This is a genomic window from Sphingobacterium sp. MYb388 (assembly GCF_037479535.1).
Classification (GTDB): domain Bacteria; phylum Bacteroidota; class Bacteroidia; order Sphingobacteriales; family Sphingobacteriaceae; genus Sphingobacterium; species Sphingobacterium anhuiense.
Genome location: NZ_JBBGYV010000006.1, coordinates 169852 through 187101 on the forward strand (window position 1 = coordinate 169852; position 17250 = coordinate 187101).

A 17250-nucleotide genomic window follows, 5' to 3' on the forward strand; every position below is an offset into this window, starting at 1 on the left:
AATCATGGGAAAAATAACAGGATTTAAAGAATACGATCGTGAGCTTCCGCAAAAAGAACCGGTAGCTTACAGAATACAGAATTTTCAGGAATTCAACAAGGGTTACACAGATAGTCAACTGAATACACAGGCCGCACGTTGTATGGACTGCGGTATTCCATTTTGTCACTCAGGATGTCCTTTGGGCAATGTAATACCTGAGTTTAATGATGCCGTTTACGATGGAAAATGGGAAGATGCATACAACATATTGACCTCAACAAATAACTTTCCCGAATTTACAGGAAGAATTTGTCCGGCACCATGCGAATCGGCATGTGTATTGGGTATACACAGTTCTCCTATTACCATTGAGGAAATCGAAAAACATATTATTGAAATTGCTTTCAATAAAGGTTATGTAAAACCTAACAAAAGCTATATTAAAACAGATAAAAGAGTTGCTATTGTTGGATCAGGACCTGCGGGTTTAGCTGCAGCCGCACAATTAAATAAAGCTGGTCATGACGTTGTCGTTTTTGAACGTGATGATCAACTGGGAGGCTTACTCCGTTATGGTATTCCAGATTTTAAATTAGACAAGAAAATTATTGACCGCCGGATTTCGGTGATGCAGGAATCAGGTATTAAATTTAACGTAAACGCTGAGGTTGGCAAAAACATCTCCACCCATGAGTTACTTTCTTTTGATGCTGTTATTTTAGCAACAGGCTCAACTGTTCCTTGGCATTTGGATATTCCTGGAAAAGAATTAAAGGGTGTCCATTTCGCGATGGATTTTCTGAAACAGCAGAATAAAAAAGTGAGTGGTATTGAATACACGGAAGAGCACATCATCGCCCAAGGAAAACATGTAGTCGTAGTCGGTGACGGTGATACTGGATCGGATTGTATCGGCACTTCCAATCGACAACTGGCACAGAGCATTACCCAGATCGCACGTAAACCCATCCCTGCAAAGGAACGATTAAAGAATAATCCATGGCCATCAGATAAAATCACTTTCAACACTTCATCATCACAAGAAGAAGGTTGTGACCGACTTTGGGCGACCGAAACAAAAGCCTTCATCAGTGATGACCATGGAAATGTCAAAGCTGTTCAGATCATAGAGATCGAATACGAAGTAGATGATTTCGGTAGAAGAACAAAATTAGGTCAATCAGAGCCTAAAGAAATTCCGGCAGATCTTGTTCTTTTAGCTGTCGGTTATCAACATACAGAGCAACAATTGCCAGAAAAACTGGGTGTTCAAGTCGATAGCCGAGGAAATATAGTAGCGACAGATAAAGCTTACCAGACTTCGGTAGATAAGATCTTTACAGCTGGAGATTGTAGGAAAGGACAATCATTAGTTGTATGGGCGATATCAGAAGGCCGTGAGTGTGCTAGAAAAGTAGACGAATTCCTAATGGGGCATTCGGAGCTTGAAAGCAAAGAAGCTATTCATCAATATGCTTAATACCAATCCTAAATAGAAAAGAATGAGCCCCGTAAATATATTTACGGGGTTTATTCTTTTATAGCACTTCCTGTCACTGACTCATCCGGTTATTTCATCTCAAAAATGAGTAGCATATGGACCCTCGCTGATCTCAAAAAGCTTTTATTCATTTTAACCGGGACTAAGATTTTCAACCTACATGAAGTTTTTTAATCCTGCGGTTAATTATGGAATTCGTTACTAAGATGCATCATCTTAAATGAACACAGCAAGCTAATTCAAAAAATATGAATAAGATCCTCATAATAGTATTGATTTTATGTCTCCTACTTCAGGGAGAGAATATTAAATCACAGAATAATCCAAATAGACCTATTCCCAGCTTAAAAATATCGAATGATCCAAAAGATCAGGCAAAAGTTAATCTACAGGAGCTCGATATTCAAGTTAATATTTTTGGTAACATCGCGAAAACAACGATGACAATGATCTTCCGTAATAATGAAAACAGAGACTTGGAGGGCATACTGACATTCCCCATGCCTGAAGGTGTTTCGGTAACAGGATACGCCCTTGATATTAATGGAAAACTACGTCAAGCTGTTGCAGTTGATAAGAGCAAAGGGATTGAAGTCTTCGAAAGTATTGAATCTCGTCGTGTAGATCCTGGATTATTAGAGCGTGTAGAAGGGAATAATTTTAAGACCAGAATATATCCTATACCTGCACAAGGTCAACGAACCATTAGCATAACTTATGAAGAGAATTTACAATTCCATGCTTCGACTGGTTTTCAATACCATTTACCTTTAGCCTATAAACAAGCGATCGAGCGGTTTAAACTTCAGGTAAATATCTACCAAACAGACCAGGTACCGACATTGATCAGCAAACCAGATGGATCACTCATATTTTCAGAAAAAAATCACATTTATCAAGCGGCTATAGCTAAAAACAATTTTATACCTGAGAAATCATTAGTAATTGGACTACCTAAGCGACCAAATGAGAACAACATTTTGACACAGGCTAATCAAGATCAATCTTTCTATTTCCTTAGCAATATATTTATCGATGCTCCTTCGAAAGCAAAAACCTGGACTAACAAAATTGGGATCATTTGGGACAATTCTTTAAGCGCTAAAGATAAAGACATTCAAAAAGAATTAGCACTTCTGGATCTCATCATACAACAAAAAAAGAATTTAACTGTAGAACTGGGCTTACTGAATATCAGCTATGTAAAAGCGGGAACATTTCACATAGAACAGGGAAATTGGACTGCTCTAAAAAATTATCTCTTGCATTTAACTTATGATGGCGGAACAGACTATTCAAAATTAAATGATCAAGTGCTGCAAGCGGAGGAATATCTTTTCTTTACCGAAGGGTTATCCACATTTGGGTCAAATCAAGTAACCATCAACAAACCAATATATTGCATCTCTTCTTCTGCTATTGCAGATTACAGCACACTCCAGGCCATTAGCAAAAAAACTGGTGCAAAAACGCTCAATCTATTGAACACATCACCTATTGACGGTATCAAGAAATTAAGTTCAGAAAATTTAAAATTTTTAGGGATCAAAGAACATGCTGATTTCTCAGAAATATATCCAGCGATCCATACAGAAGTACAGGATCATATCGCGATTACAGGTCTCGGAAAAAACAACAATTTAAAACAGATTACCTTACTCTTTGGCTACGGGGATCGTGCAACTCAAGAAGTCAAAATTGACATCAATTATCAAGAAAATGAGTTGGATGTTCATAAAATCTGGGCTCAGAAAAAGATTGCAACATTAGATGTTGATTACACGGAAAATAAAGAACGTATTGAAGAACTTGGTAAGCAATTTGGTATTGTTACCCGTAATACAAGTTTAATTGTATTGGAAACCGTGGAAGATTATGTACGATATGCCATCCTGCCTCCAACAGAATTGCTTCCAGCTTATCATAAATTTACCAAAGAACAAAGCGTTCTTCGGGAGGAACGTATGCATGATTTATTGGCTCAGGCTGAAACCGCTGTCCAAGAATTAAAAAAATGGTGGCAGACCGACTTCAAAGCAAAGAAAACTTATCCACAGCCTAACAGGATCGTAGAAGAGTCATTTGTAGAGCCCGAAGTTCATCCAATCAATAATGCACAAGCTGCAACATCAAAAATGGTATCATCAGAAAGCAGACAGATGTTTATAGCAGATGATCAATATTCAAATCTGGAGGAAATAGTATTAAGCGATTTAGAAGACCCAGTTTCTGATCAACAGCATTATTCCGGCACTGATGTGAGTGACAGAACAACTGCTGGTGCAAAAATCACCATTCCTGACATTAAAAATGACAATATGTATCTGCAGGTCTTAGAAAAATCAGCGAATCCCTATCAAACATATCTCGAACTTCGCCAAGCATATTTGGGTACTCCGAGCTTCTATTTTGACGTTGCTAATTTTTTCTATCGAAAAGGCACAAAAGATAAAGCATTATTAGTGTTGAGCTCACTTGCAGATCTTCAAATTGAAAATGCAGATTTATTTAAGACAATAGCTTACATACTTAAACAATGGGAACAATATCAATATGAACTTTACATCAATAAGAAAATCTTAGACTGGCGTCCTATGGATCTGCAAAGCCACCGCGATTATGCTTTAGCATTATTAGATAATAAACAATATCAAAAAGCTTTTGATCAATTATATAGTATCCTAACGCAAAGTTATTCCCCTGAAGCAGCCGATCGCGACGATGGTATAGAAGAAATTATTGTGATGGAGTTAAATAATTTATTAAAATTAAACCAGACTCATGTCAATAGCAATAACATCAGCAAAAAACTCATTGCAGATCTTCCTGTCGATTGTCGTGTAGTGATCAATTGGAATTCAAACAATACAGATATAGATCTTTGGGTCACAGATCCACATGGAGAAAAATGCTTTTACAGCAATAATAGCACTGCAATAGGAGGACGTTTAAGTAATGATTTTACCGGAGGATATGGCCCTGAACAATTTCTATTAAAAAGAGCAGTCAAAGGAAAATATAAAGTCGAAGTAGATTTTTATAATGATAATTCGCTAACGCTAGCAGGTCCAACAGCAGTTATGGCAGAAATATTCACCTATTATAGCTCCGGAAAACAGGAACGTAAAATCATCACCCTGTACTTAGATAAAACCAAAGAGCAGCATGTGACCATCGGAACATTTGATTTTTAATCCAGTGTTAAATCAAAAAAAAGCGTGCTTAAAATCAGTTTTAAGCACGCTTTTTTTATCAGGATACGCAATATATCCATTAAATTCCGTTCTGCAACAAGAGCAGATATATAAAGCTAAAATAGATAATTAATAGATTTTTCTAATAACCAAATCCTGCTTCCTTTTCTCGATTTTTGTTTTTAAGTAAGGATAGAAGAAAACTGCACCTAAAACAATGGCAGCACCACCATAAAAACCTAAACTCATCGTCTCTTTTTGACCGAAGATCAGCATGGCCAATAAAATGCCATAAACAGGTTCCAGATTTGTTGTTAAAGCAACTGTAAAAGCACTCAATTCTTTCATTACAGCAACACCTAACACATACGCAACGGCAGTACACAATACCCCCAAGATCAATAGATAAATTAAATCCGACTGATTGAGAACCATATTTTCATTAAAATCTCCACTGAATAACATGAAAACTGACACCCAGAAAAAAGCACCCAGCATTTCATAAAATGTGATCAAGGTAGCGCTTGATTTTTTAACCATTCTGGCATTTGCAATCGAGAAAATACTTGCACAGAATGCACAGGCTAAGCCTGCAAGAATACCTTCAATATAATTGGATTCGAATTGAAATATCATATAAATCCCCATTATTATCACTACACCAACTAACATATCCATTAGGGCGATCTTTTTCTTATTGATCAGGGGTTCCAAAATAGAAGTATACAATGTCAAAGAAGATAATGTTACCAAAGCTACTGATACTGTAGATACCTTAATTGCATAAAAAAAAAGTACCCAGTGAAGCCCTACGACACCCCCGACCATTATGAAAGAGATAAAATCCTTTCTTTTTACCAGAATCTGCTGCTTGCTAACGGCAAGATAAATCCATAGAGAAATCGCCGCAATCAAAACCCGATACCAAACAAGATGTATAGCAGATATCGAAATCAAATTACCCAAAATTCCTGTAAAACCCCATATCAGGATTGTTAAATGCAGAATAAGAACATTCTGATTAATTTTAATTTTTGACATTGTCGGTTTGTTTATTTTGGCGCCTTTATAGCCAAATAGATTGCAATAATTAAAAATGTAATATTGGGAATTAACACTGCAATCAAAGGAGGGAGCCCTCCTTTTAATGAGAACATGGTGGCAAATTGAATGAACACGATGTAGGTAAAGCTCAATCCGATACCGATACCCAAACTAAGACCAATACCTCCTCTGACCTTCTTAGAGGATAAGGCAACGCCCATCAAAGTAAGCACAAATGCCGAAAAAGGATAGACATAACGTTTATATTTCTCCAATTTAAGATCTGTCATCATCCCTGTACCCCTAATTTCCTCTTTATGGATACGCTCATCCAGCTCTTTCGTATCCATGGCTGTAAAAATATTATCATACAGTTCAAAATCACTCGGCTTCATATCCAAAGTGGTATCTTTTACGGTACCCTTGTCCATTCGTTCATGAAGACCATTAATAATCCGGTTTGTATAATCGTGTATTTTCCACTTAGTCGTTACAGAATCCCATGTAATACGCTCAGCGATCATTTTTTCCAATAGGGTATCACCCTTAAATTTTTCCAGTACAAACTTATATCCAATCTTGGAGTTGTTATCAAAGTTGTCTATGTATACATAACTGTTTTTATCAATCTGCATATGCGTGGACACTTTCGTATTATCTTTCAAAGGTTTTACATACACATTTTCAAAACCGATCTTCATTTTATTCGTTTTCGGAATAATATAAAGGTTAAAGACAAAAGAAACTGCAAATATAAGCGTTGCAGAAAAAATATAGGGTCTTAAAAGCCGGTTAAAACTATAGCCTGCACTTAATATGGGTACGATCTCCGTTTGATCGGCCATCTTCGAAGTAAAGAAGATAACAGCGATAAAATTGATCAGAGGACAAAGGAAATTTAAATAAAACGGGATAAATCCTGCGTAATATTCAAATATAATTTTATCCATAGGAGCATTATATTTCAAGAAATCATCCAATCGCTCAGAAATATCAAAAATGACCATGACGACTGTAAAAATAGCCATCGTGAACACAAATGTGCTCAAGTACTTTTTAATAATGTAACGATCGATAATAGAAAACATAATACTACTAAGATGCAAAAAAATTACAAACGTTGACCTAATACTTTGACCATTTTATTTTTCCAATCGTAGAATGTACCATCTACAATTTTCTCACGTGCCTCATTTACCAGCCATAAATAGAAGTGTAAGTTATGTAAAGAAGCAATCTGTGCACCTAAAAGTTCTTGCGAACGGATTAAATGGCGTAAATATGCTTTTGTATATACTTGATCTGAGTAAAGATCACTATCTGGATCAATTGGAGAAAAATCGTCTTTCCATTTTTCATTCTTGATATTGATCGTTCCGTGACGTGTAAAAATCATACCGTTACGTGCATTACGCGTTGGCATTACACAATCAAACATATCTATACCCAAAGCGATGTTTTCAAGTAGATTGATTGGTGTACCTACCCCCATTAGATAACGTGGTTTATCTTCTGGAAGAATATTACAGACAACTTCCGTCATCGCATACATTTCCTCAGCAGGCTCTCCTACGGATAAACCACCGATTGCATTTCCTTCACGATTGAAAGACGCAATTTTCTCAGCAGATCTTTCACGTAAGTCTTTATATACTGATCCTTGAACAATGGGGAACAATGTCTGGTCATATCCATATAATGGTTCTGTACTGTCAAAACGATCACAACATCTTTTCAGCCAACGGTGAGTCATTTCAATCGAACGACGGGCATACCCATAGTCACATGGATAAGGAGTACACTCATCAAAAGCCATGATAATATCCGCACCGATTACTCGTTGTGTATCCATCACATTTTCAGGAGTAAATAGATGCTTTGAACCATCAATATGTGACCGGAACGTCACACCTTCTTCTCGTATCTTACGATTGTCTGACAATGAATAAACTTGGTAACCTCCAGAATCTGTTAAAATTGGACGGTCCCAACCGTTAAATTTGTGAAGACCACCTGCCTTATTCAAAACATCCAGTCCCGGTCTTAGATATAAATGATAGGTATTTCCCAAAATAATTTGGGCTTTAATATCATTTCTCAATTCGTGCTGATGCACACCTTTGACCGTACCAGCTGTTCCAACCGGCATAAAAATAGGAGTTTGAATTTTTCCGTGAGCTGTCTCAACAACACCTGCACGCGCTTTAGAAAATTTATCTTGTACTTGAAGAGTGAATTTCATTAATCTTTTATTTTTTGGGGATTCTAATTTGATGATTTTTACTGTTTCAGAAGCAAATTCCCCAACATGCTTTTTTAAAATCTTTGCAAAAATACTATAAAAAGCAATGCAAAGATTGACCTTTTACAAGATTTTAACATTTACAGCACAAAAAACATTATTAAAGCAAATATCCTTGGAACATACTATCTTTGCAACCTATGAACATCGTACAGCAATACGCCTTCTATTACCCTTATATCGCCTTTGGCATCATCGGTTTATTACTGCTCATCCAGTTGTACTATATTATAATTGTATACGGAAAACTGAGTCGTCATAAAGTGCATTCTTATCAGGAACAAGATCAATTTGATCCTATTTCTGTCATCATCTGTGCACATAATGAACAAAAAAATCTAAAGCAGTTTTTAGCATCAATTTTAGAGCAGGATTATCCCCAATTTGAAGTGATTGTTGTTAATGATTACTCTACTGACGAGACAAAATGGATTTTAAAGGAATATCAATCTCAATATGATAACTTAAGAATTGTCGATATTAAGGAACATATACGGCTTAAGCATGGAAAAAAATTCGCCGTTACCCTAGGAATTAAATCTGCTATTTACGAAAAACTGGTTTTCACAGATGCTGATTGCAATCCAAATTCAAGCAATTGGTTAAAAGAAATAGCTGGAGCGCTTAACCAACCAGATACAGAGATTGTCATCGGGTACTCCCCTTATTTTAAATATAAAGGTTTTCTCAATAAACTTATCCGGTTCGAGACAACGCATACAGCAATGAGTTACTTATCGTATGCGATAAAAAAAGATGCTTACATGGCTGTAGGCAGAAACATGGCCTACACAAAAACATTATTTTTCAGTAAAAAGGGATTTGCATCACACATGCACATTAAATCTGGTGATGACGATCTTTTTGTAAATGAAAACGCTACGAAGAAAAATGTAGCCATATCCATTCATGATGATGCTATCGTTTACTCAGAACCTAAAACAACCTGGAAAAGCTATTACAAACAAAAAGCACGGCATTCGGGCGCTTCGGTTATCTACAAAAAAAGACATCAGCGTATGTTGGGTATGCAATTGATCTCTTCATTTTTATTCTACTTTACGATTATCCTGACTGCGATTATTTTCCCTAATTACTGGTACGTACCTGTAGCTGCATATCTAATTCGCCTACTTGCACAGCTCATTGTTTTTAGGGCAATATATAAGAAATTAGCAGTTTCTGACCTCATTTGGTGGTTACCATTATTAGACATCATCTACTATTTCTATATTTGCATCAACGGACTATTCAACCGTAAAAAGAAATCACTTAGCTGGAAATAATATTCATATTTTAAAACTTTCACTTTGAATCCTACAGTAGACATCATATATCAGTATTTTCCAAACTTAACAGAAGTTCAGAAAACACAATTTGCACAACTTGCAGAACTTTATCCGTTTTGGAACAATCAGATCAATGTTATTTCACGCAAAGACGTTGAAAGCCTTTATCTTCATCATGTATTACATTCTTTAGGTATCGCAAAATACGTCATGACATTTGCTCCGGGCACTCGTATTTTAGACGTTGGCACAGGCGGAGGATTCCCAGGAATACCATTGGCTATTTTATTTCCTGAAGTAAAATTTCATTTAGTAGATTCGATCGGAAAAAAAATTAAAGTTGTTCGCGAAGTTGCGTCTGCTTTAGGACTTGAGAATGTTGAAGCAGATCACATCCGTGCAGAACAATTGGACGACAAATATGATTTTGTTGTATCACGTGCTGTAACACGATTAGCAGATTTTGCTCCTTGGATCCGCAATAAATTCCTTAAACAGGATAAAAATGGAATTCCTAACGGTATCTTATATCTAAAAGGTGGTGATCTTAAAGAAGAAATTAAAGAGTCACGACTGAAAGCTGAGCTGCACCCACTATCCGATTATTTTAAAGAAGATTTCTTCGAAACGAAATATGTCGTTTATGTTCCGATGTAATTTAGGGATTTAAGATTTCTAATTTAGGGAGACTCAGACGTTGATGAATGATTTCGACAGAATCGAGGTAGTTTTTTAAACTGTGCTGTACATAAGCGATCTGATCGTAATGGTCTGCCTTGCGCAACCATTTGGAGGTAGGTTCATAATAAGCCCGAAATTTAACCAAAGAGTCTCCCGTTAAAGGCGTGTAAGCTTCAGTTAGCGCAGTCCATTGTGCTAAGACTTTGTCTTGTTCGAACTCCCGCTCGAATAGTCTTTGAAGTCTCCGAGAAGCACGGCCCTTCTTACTCAAAAGATTATACAACTTATTGAGATTAACGGCAAGACCGCCCTGATGTGGTAAGGTCACCATATTTTTGGTATCTCCCCAAAAGTATATGGACTTATATGTAACCTGCTTTTCGGCCATTTTCTCTTCCGCCGTTAATTTTTCCCCAACTATTAGCGCAGTATCCAGTATGTTGGTATCCTGATTAATTATTTTTTTATTCCGAAGAGTGGTATCTTGATAGGAAAAAACAAAACGTGCAGATGAAGATTTGGCCCGGCTAAAAAATAAAAGCAGACAGATAGACAGCAAAAAAAATAAGCGACCTGGATTCATTTCTTTATAATTAGTTATTTAAAAATAACAACAAAAGAAATACGAACGACGATTTTAACTTTGTTTAACTGTCTATCTATCTTGAATTATTAACCCAATTCTTCTATAATTTTTTTGCCAATCGCATTAATCTCTTCGTCCATACCAAACATTGGTAAACCAGTCTCGGGATTGGTTTTCAACCACAGATTCTCTGTATCTTTAATAATCTGTACATATTCTACCCCTTCTTTAAAAATCACATAAGTATCTTCCTCTTCTGGGAATACCGAGTAAACAATATCTTCAATTTCTATATCAAACGGTTCTTTCATTTCCATAGTCATATATTTTTATTTCAAACAAAGATACAAGCTATCTCATAATTCTCTAAAATATGAAAGTAAAATTCTTTTCTAATCATTTTTCACATCAAAAGTAAAACTGTTTTAGCCTGAATTTCAGTAAAATATTATTATCTTTAAATAACCGAATATGAACTTTTATCATCAAATAGCACTTACCAAAATTAAGGGGGTAGGACCTAAAACTGCGCGAGCTTTGCTTACGCACTGCGGCTCTGTGCAAGAAATCTTAGAGACAAATGCCAGTACTTTAGCAAAAATTCCAGGAGTAAACAGTCGAACAGCTAATGAAATCGCTGCGAAAAACTATCAGGAAGCAACCGAAAAAGAAATGGCATTTGTTGAAAAACACCAGATAAAAGTTTTATGGATAGATAATTCGGATTATCCTCAGAAATTGAGAAATTGTGAGGATGCACCACTGGTTTTATATTACAAAGGGAATGCCGACCTAAATAAAGAACGTATGGTCAGCATTGTCGGAACGAGAAATGCCACCAGCTATGGTCGCAAAATTTGCGATACGCTCATTGAACAGATGCAGTCTCTTGATACCACAATTGTAAGTGGACTGGCCTATGGTATCGATATCATGGCTCACAAAAATGCTTTACTGCATCGCATACCAACAGTGGGTGTATTAGGACATGGACTAGACCGGATTTATCCGGCGACTCATAGAGAAACAGCGTCAGCGATGCTTCAACAGGGTGGATTACTCACCGAATTTCCTTCAGATAGCAATCTTGACCGCCAAAATTTCCCGATGCGAAATCGCATTATAGCAGGCATGTCTGATGTAACGATTGTCATAGAGGCGGCCACAAAGGGAGGCGCGCTCATTACTGCAGAAATAGCAAATAGCTATAACCGCGATGTATGCGCATTCCCGGGAGCAATAGATCAGCTTTATTCGGCAGGTTGTAATTATTTAATTAAAACCAACCGCGCACATCTGATCCGGGATGCGAAAGATCTTTGCTACCTAATGAATTGGGAAACTTCAGAAAAACAAACAGGTATACAGCTCCCACTCCTACCTCCTGAGTTAAATAAAGATCAGTTGCACCTCTATCTCTTTCTCCAGGGTAAACAGCAAGTGGGTATTGACGACATCACGCGTTACTGTAACTGGCCACAAAGTAAACTTGCGATGATTTTACTCGAAATGGAGATGAATGGTCATATCACCTCTTTACCTGGAAAAATGTATAAAATTTAAACCTAAACAACCCTATAAATCTAAATGAAAGAAAATACAAATACCAAAACTATTTGGAAAGTAATCGGTGCGTCCTCCATGGGAACACTGATTGAATGGTATGACTTTTTTATCTTCGGAAGTTTATCCATCGTCATTTCAACCAAATTTTTCCCTGCGGACAATCCGACTGCGGCTTTCCTTTCTACCTTAGCCACGTTTGCTGCTGGTTTTGTTGTCAGACCCTTCGGTGCACTTTTTTTCGGTAGATTAGGAGACCTTATCGGAAGAAAATACACATTTATGGTTACACTGTTGCTCATGGGAGGTGCCACTTTCTTGATCGGTTGTATACCCAGCTATGAGAGCATTGGCTTTCTTGCCCCCTTACTGGTACTGATCTTACGTTTATTGCAAGGGCTGGCACTTGGTGGTGAATATGGTGGAGCGGCAACTTATGTAGCAGAACATGCCCCTGAAGGTCAACGTGGCTATTGGACATCCTGGATACAGACGACAGCAACTTTCGGTTTATTTATCTCTTTGGTTGTTATACTCGTAACAAAATACATCTTGACCGAAGAACAATTTGACGCCTGGGGATGGCGTGTTCCATTTATTCTATCCATATTGATGGTGTATGTGTCTTACCTCATCCGTAAAAACATGAGTGAATCGCCCGAGTTTGCCAAAGCGAAAGAAGAGGGTACAACAAGCAAAAATCCTTTAAAAGAAAGCTTTGGAAACCGGTATAACTTAAAATTTGTGTTGCTTGCTTTATTTGGCGCAGCTATGGGACAAGGAGTCGTATGGTATACGGGACAATTCTATTCCATGAGTTACATGAAAACTGTGATGCACCTCAATTCGGACGAAGCTGATATGATCTTAGGAACGGCATTGCTGATCGGAACACCATTTTTTATTCTTTTTGGCTGGTTAAGTGACAAAGTCGGCCGTAAATGGATTATGCTTTTGGGCATGTTATTGGCACTTTGTACCTATAGACCTATATACAAAGCGATGTATCAACTAGCGGATACCAGCACAAAAGAAGTGAGCTCGACCAATACATTAAAATTGGCCGATAACAAGCTTCAAACGATCATCCAGTATACTGATGGAACACGTTCTCAAGAAATAAGCCACGATCAATCGACCGAACAAGATGCGCTCATTAAAAAAACGGTAACTGTGCATGGTAGTAACCGCATAGGTTTGACAGCATTGATATTTATTCAGATCATATACATCACCATGGTGTATGGGCCAATCGCAGCATTTCTGGTGGAAATGTTTCCGGTTAAAATTCGTTACACATCTATGTCCCTACCTTACCATGTCGGTAATGGTATTTTCGGAGGCTTATTGCCCGCAATTTCGACTTACCTGACAACAAATGCACAGATTGCTCAGGATCCTGAATTTTATTTGGCAGGACTCTGGTATCCGATCATTATTGCGGCTGTATGTTTCATAATCGGATCGTTGTATATTAAAAATAAACCTAATCACCTCAACAATGGATAAGCTAAAAAAAATATTAGGGATTCTTTGGATTGCACTAGCCCTATTCACTGCATACTTTTGTCTTTTTGAACTCGCAATTCCTAAAATAATGATCGGACATCAAGAAGATTTAGTATTCGGAATCATTATTATGTTCATTTTAACACCAATTATCTCACTTGGTCTAGGTCTTTTTGGGTATTATTCGCTCTGTGGCGAGTATGGAAAAGACAAGACTTAAAATTATTCTTATTGACTATCAGCGAAGTAAGCACTAATAGCAAAATATCTTTCTTTAGAAGGATTTTTTTTCTACTTTTGTGACGGGTAAGTCTTTTACGACCAGCTCCCATTGACTCCCCCAGGTTGGGAACAAAGCAAGGGTATTTGGTTGAGCGGTGCGATAAAAGGAGCTTACCCATTTTTTATGCCCAAAATTTCGGGTCAGCTTCCTTTCACAAATCGTAAATACACAGCAATTTTAAGGAATACTTCTACTAAACAAAATAATTTTGTTTATTTGTAACTGAATTAGAACTATCGTATGAGTTGGTTTAAAAGAGATAAAGCCGGAATTAACACGGCAACAGAAAATAAAAAAGAGGCGCCAGACGGATTGTGGAACAAATGTCCATCATGTAAAAAACCGTTGTTGAACCTTGAACAAATCGAAAACAATTACGTTTGTCAATACTGTGGATACCACCTTAGAATTGGTTCTGCAGCTTATTTTTCAATCATTTTTGATAATAACGAGTTTACTGAATTATTCCCGACATTAAGCTCAGGTGACCCGATCAATTTCTTCGATTCAAAACCTTATACAGAGCGTTTAAAAGAAAGTCAGGCTAAAACAGGTCTGGTTGATGCTATTCGTTCTGGTCATGGTAAAATCGATGGACAGGAACTGGTTATCGCTTGTATGGACTTTAACTTCATCGGAGGTTCTATGGGTTCTGTAGTAGGTGAGAAAATTGCACGTTCCATCGATTACTGTATCGAACATAATATTCCTTTTATGTTGATTTCCAAATCAGGTGGAGCCCGTATGATGGAGGCTGCATTCTCATTGATGCAAATGGCAAAAACAGCAGCAAAATTAGCCCTATTAGCTAAAGCAAAATTGCCTTATGTGTGTTTGCTTACAGATCCAACGACAGGAGGTGTTACCGCTTCTTACGCCATGTTAGGAGATATCAATATTGCTGAACCAGGAGCTTTAATCGGTTTTGCAGGTCCACGCGTTATCAAAGAAACAATCAAAAAGGATCTTCCTAAAGGATTCCAGACTTCAGAATTTATTTTAGAGCACGGCTTCCTGGATTTTATCGTAGACAGAAGACAATTAAAAGAAAAAGTATCAACATACTTGAGATTGATTAAATAATAATCGGTCCTTAAAATATCTTCGGTGTTCCACCGAAAAAAAATAAGAGCTCCTACTATTGGAGCTCTTATTTTTTTAGATACTTAAAAAAAGCCCAAAATCTCCGCTTGGACAAATAATCAAAATCAGCCTCATTCGCATAAGCCTCCCGCTCGTAAGATATATTCAGGTAAGCCTGATGGAAATTTCTATACTGCAGATAACGAAATAAAAATTCAATAAGATAACTGATATAAAAGAATATGATGAGCAATTCCACCGCCTGCCTCATATGTATCTGCTCGTGATTGATCAATTGACGGTTATCTTTAAATATACGCTTCTTTAGAAAAATAAAAGGATAAATAGTAATGGCATCAGCCTTTCCCCATGAAAATACTTTTGTCCAAAACCGACTAACCAAAATCATATCTTTTCAAATTAAATCCAATTCTATAAATTACTACGAATCAAGATAGATAATTTTTATTATCTATCTTACATTGTATATTTCCTCTATAAAATAATTCTTGATGGTAGAGGAAAGAACGATAAATTTGTTTTATATTAGGTGCAACGATATTCAACAAATTTATCTAAGTTTGTTATATAAAAATTAACAGATTAGTATGCCTTACAAAGAGCGCGAAATTAATAAATTGTATTACACGATGGGTGAAGTGACAACCATGTTTGATGTCAACGCCTCCCAAATTCGTTTCTACGAGCGTGAATTTGATATTATTCAACCAAAAAAGAATAAAAAAGGAAATCGTCTATTTACCCAAGATGATATTGCTAATTTAAAAATCATCTTCAATCTTGTTAAAGATAAAGGTTATACCCTTCAAGGTGCACGTGAATATCTGCGTACAAATAAATCTGAAGCTAAAGAAAATCAGCGTGTCGTCGATTCTTTAGAAAAATTAAAGAGCTTTTTATTGGAAGTACGCGACAGCTTATAATGAGTTGCCTACCTTCCCGCAAGTTCAATAATCTCTAAATTTTCAATTTTACTGCCATTAATTTCAAACCGCATAAGTGTTCTCACTTTGTGCCAGCCCTGTTTTCCCGCAGCTCCTGGATTTAGATGTAGGCATTTTAACTTCTGATCATACATCACCTTCAAGATATGCGAATGCCCCGTAATAAAAAGCTGGGGAGGATGAGCCGTTATCTGCTTTTTTATCCGTGGTGCATACCTACCGGGATACCCGCCGATATGTGTCAACCAAACATCTACGCCTTCACAGGTGAACCTCAGATCTTCGGGAAAACGATGACGTAGTCCTTGATCATCGATATTTCCATAAACACCTCGTAAAGGTTTAAAACCTTCCAGTTGGTCTGCAACAGCGGCATTTCCAAAATCACCAATATGCCAGATTTCGTCACAGTTTTCAAAGTGCTTAAACACCGACTCGTCCAGATAAGCATGTGTATCTGATATCAATCCAATTCTTGTCATACTAAAAAGCTAAAAAATAAGGTCGCAAAGCGGTCTTATACATTTCTGAATAAACACCTTTCGCTTCATAAATTATAAAATCAGAAACTGTTGAAACTCCACGATAAGCTTTCTGAAAAACAATAATCTTACGGATGATGGCATCACCTTCGAAAGATCGGATCTGAATCTGCTCTTTTAAACATAAATCCAAGGTTTCCGCAATCTCCTTCAGTTCATAGGCCAATAGTTTTGGAACGATCAAAGCCAATTGCCCATCTACCTGTAGTTTGTCTGCGGCGAAGGTCAACAGCTCGTTAAAAAACTGAAGATCGGTATGTCTGGCCAACTTCTTCCTTGCATCGGGATTATGCAACGAATCGGTATAAAATGGCGGGTTAGAAATAATAAAATCAAAAGAGCCTGTATCAGTAAAATCTTGAAATGAACAAGCGTGCATCACCATTCGGTCTCCAAAATTGGAGTTTCTAAAATTTATTGCTGCCCGCTTCGCGGCTGCAGGGTCAATTTCCACAGCGATCACCTCGCTATCCGCACAGCGCTGTGCTAACATAAGCGCAATCACACCTGTACCTGTACCAATATCTAATATACGTTCCGAGGATTCAACATGAACGAGTGAAGCTAATAACACAGCATCGGTATTAATTTTCATCGCACAATCAGATTGATCAACGGCAAACTCTTTAAACTGAAATATAGAAGCCATTGTCACAAAGATAATTCTTTTAAATTGTTGCACTATTTGATCTTTACAATATTTGAATAAATTTTTATTACTTTAGG

General features: G+C 37.0%; 17 protein-coding genes and 1 other RNA gene. 10 read left to right on the forward strand and 8 right to left on the reverse strand.

Annotated features, from left to right (window positions below; translation table 11 throughout):
• Positions 1-4 precede the first annotated feature (4 nt).
• Positions 5-1462 (forward strand): glutamate synthase subunit beta, encoded by a 1458-nt coding sequence (locus WH188_RS18540; RefSeq protein ID WP_168128251.1) that lies wholly within the window; start codon positions 5-7, stop codon positions 1460-1462.
• A 269-nt stretch (positions 1463-1731) separates the two neighbouring features.
• The gene (locus WH188_RS18545) at positions 1732-4677 is read left to right on the forward strand and encodes a VIT domain-containing protein (protein ID WP_339424455.1); all 2946 of its coding nucleotides are present in this window, start codon (positions 1732-1734) and stop codon (positions 4675-4677) included.
• A 129-nt stretch (positions 4678-4806) separates the two neighbouring features.
• Here WH188_RS18545 and WH188_RS18550 read toward each other — a convergent pair whose 3' ends face one another.
• The 3 genes from WH188_RS18550 to tgt are packed head-to-tail and all read right to left on the reverse strand — an operon-like array spanning position 4807 to position 7963.
• Positions 4807-5718, reverse strand: coding sequence for a DMT family transporter (locus WH188_RS18550; RefSeq protein WP_132772383.1), 912 nt, complete (start codon positions 5716-5718; stop codon positions 4807-4809).
• 11 nt (positions 5719-5729) lie between these two features.
• Positions 5730-6809, reverse strand: coding sequence for an LptF/LptG family permease (locus WH188_RS18555; protein WP_132772385.1), 1080 nt, complete (start codon positions 6807-6809; stop codon positions 5730-5732).
• Positions 6810-6832: 23 nt separating this feature from the next.
• A complete protein-coding gene (gene tgt / locus WH188_RS18560) occupies positions 6833-7963 on the reverse strand; it encodes a tRNA guanosine(34) transglycosylase Tgt (protein ID WP_108160421.1) in 1131 nt (376 codons plus the stop codon).
• Positions 7964-8163: 200 nt separating this feature from the next.
• Between tgt and WH188_RS18565 the strand changes: the two genes are divergently transcribed.
• Together WH188_RS18565 and rsmG are read left to right on the forward strand one after the other, a co-directional pair.
• Positions 8164-9309, forward strand: a complete 1146-nt coding sequence (locus WH188_RS18565) for a glycosyltransferase (protein WP_339424456.1) — start codon at positions 8164-8166, stop codon at positions 9307-9309.
• Between the two features lie 24 nt (positions 9310-9333).
• Positions 9334-9969, forward strand: coding sequence for a 16S rRNA (guanine(527)-N(7))-methyltransferase RsmG (rsmG, locus tag WH188_RS18570; protein ID WP_132772388.1), 636 nt, complete (start codon positions 9334-9336; stop codon positions 9967-9969).
• 1 nt (position 9970) lies between these two features.
• Here rsmG and WH188_RS18575 read toward each other — a convergent pair whose 3' ends face one another.
• Positions 9971-10576 (reverse strand): hypothetical protein, encoded by a 606-nt coding sequence (locus WH188_RS18575; RefSeq protein WP_339424457.1) that lies wholly within the window; start codon positions 10574-10576, stop codon positions 9971-9973.
• Between the two features lie 89 nt (positions 10577-10665).
• Positions 10666-10896: a hypothetical protein gene (locus WH188_RS18580; protein ID WP_021188507.1), complete on the reverse strand. Its 231-nt coding sequence runs from the start codon at positions 10894-10896 to the stop codon at positions 10666-10668.
• Positions 10897-11050: 154 nt separating this feature from the next.
• Between WH188_RS18580 and dprA the strand changes: the two genes are divergently transcribed.
• The 5 genes from dprA to accD all read left to right on the forward strand — a co-directional run bounded on the left by dprA (position 11051) and on the right by accD (position 15017).
• Positions 11051-12142, forward strand: coding sequence for a DNA-processing protein DprA (gene dprA, locus WH188_RS18585; RefSeq protein ID WP_339424458.1), 1092 nt, complete (start codon positions 11051-11053; stop codon positions 12140-12142).
• A gap of 24 nt (positions 12143-12166) precedes the next feature.
• Positions 12167-13651, forward strand: coding sequence for an MFS transporter (locus WH188_RS18590; RefSeq protein WP_339424459.1), 1485 nt, complete (start codon positions 12167-12169; stop codon positions 13649-13651).
• Positions 13644-13871: a DUF6814 family protein gene (locus WH188_RS18595; protein WP_021188509.1), complete on the forward strand. Its 228-nt coding sequence runs from the start codon at positions 13644-13646 to the stop codon at positions 13869-13871. The genes WH188_RS18590 and WH188_RS18595 overlap by 8 nt, the downstream gene beginning before the upstream one ends.
• Before the next feature lie 84 nt (positions 13872-13955).
• Positions 13956-14053: signal recognition particle sRNA small type (ffs, locus tag WH188_RS18600), an RNA gene on the forward strand.
• Positions 14054-14174: 121 nt separating this feature from the next.
• Positions 14175-15017: an acetyl-CoA carboxylase, carboxyltransferase subunit beta gene (gene accD, locus WH188_RS18605; protein WP_021188511.1), complete on the forward strand. Its 843-nt coding sequence runs from the start codon at positions 14175-14177 to the stop codon at positions 15015-15017.
• Between the two features lie 67 nt (positions 15018-15084).
• On the opposite strand, the gene WH188_RS18610 is transcribed toward accD, so the two are convergent.
• Positions 15085-15426: a hypothetical protein gene (locus WH188_RS18610; RefSeq protein ID WP_132843781.1), complete on the reverse strand. Its 342-nt coding sequence runs from the start codon at positions 15424-15426 to the stop codon at positions 15085-15087.
• A gap of 199 nt (positions 15427-15625) precedes the next feature.
• Here WH188_RS18610 and WH188_RS18615 point away from each other — a divergent pair, with 199 nt between their 5' ends.
• On the forward strand, positions 15626-15961 hold the full coding sequence (locus WH188_RS18615; RefSeq protein WP_021188513.1) for a MerR family transcriptional regulator: 336 nt from the start codon (positions 15626-15628) through the stop codon (positions 15959-15961).
• Between the two features lie 8 nt (positions 15962-15969).
• On the opposite strand, the gene WH188_RS18620 is transcribed toward WH188_RS18615, so the two are convergent.
• Positions 15970-16464: a metallophosphoesterase family protein gene (locus WH188_RS18620; protein WP_339424460.1), complete on the reverse strand. Its 495-nt coding sequence runs from the start codon at positions 16462-16464 to the stop codon at positions 15970-15972.
• Between the two features lies 1 nt (position 16465).
• Positions 16466-17173, reverse strand: a complete 708-nt coding sequence (locus WH188_RS18625) for a tRNA1(Val) (adenine(37)-N6)-methyltransferase (RefSeq protein ID WP_339424461.1) — start codon at positions 17171-17173, stop codon at positions 16466-16468.
• Positions 17174-17250 lie beyond the last annotated feature (77 nt).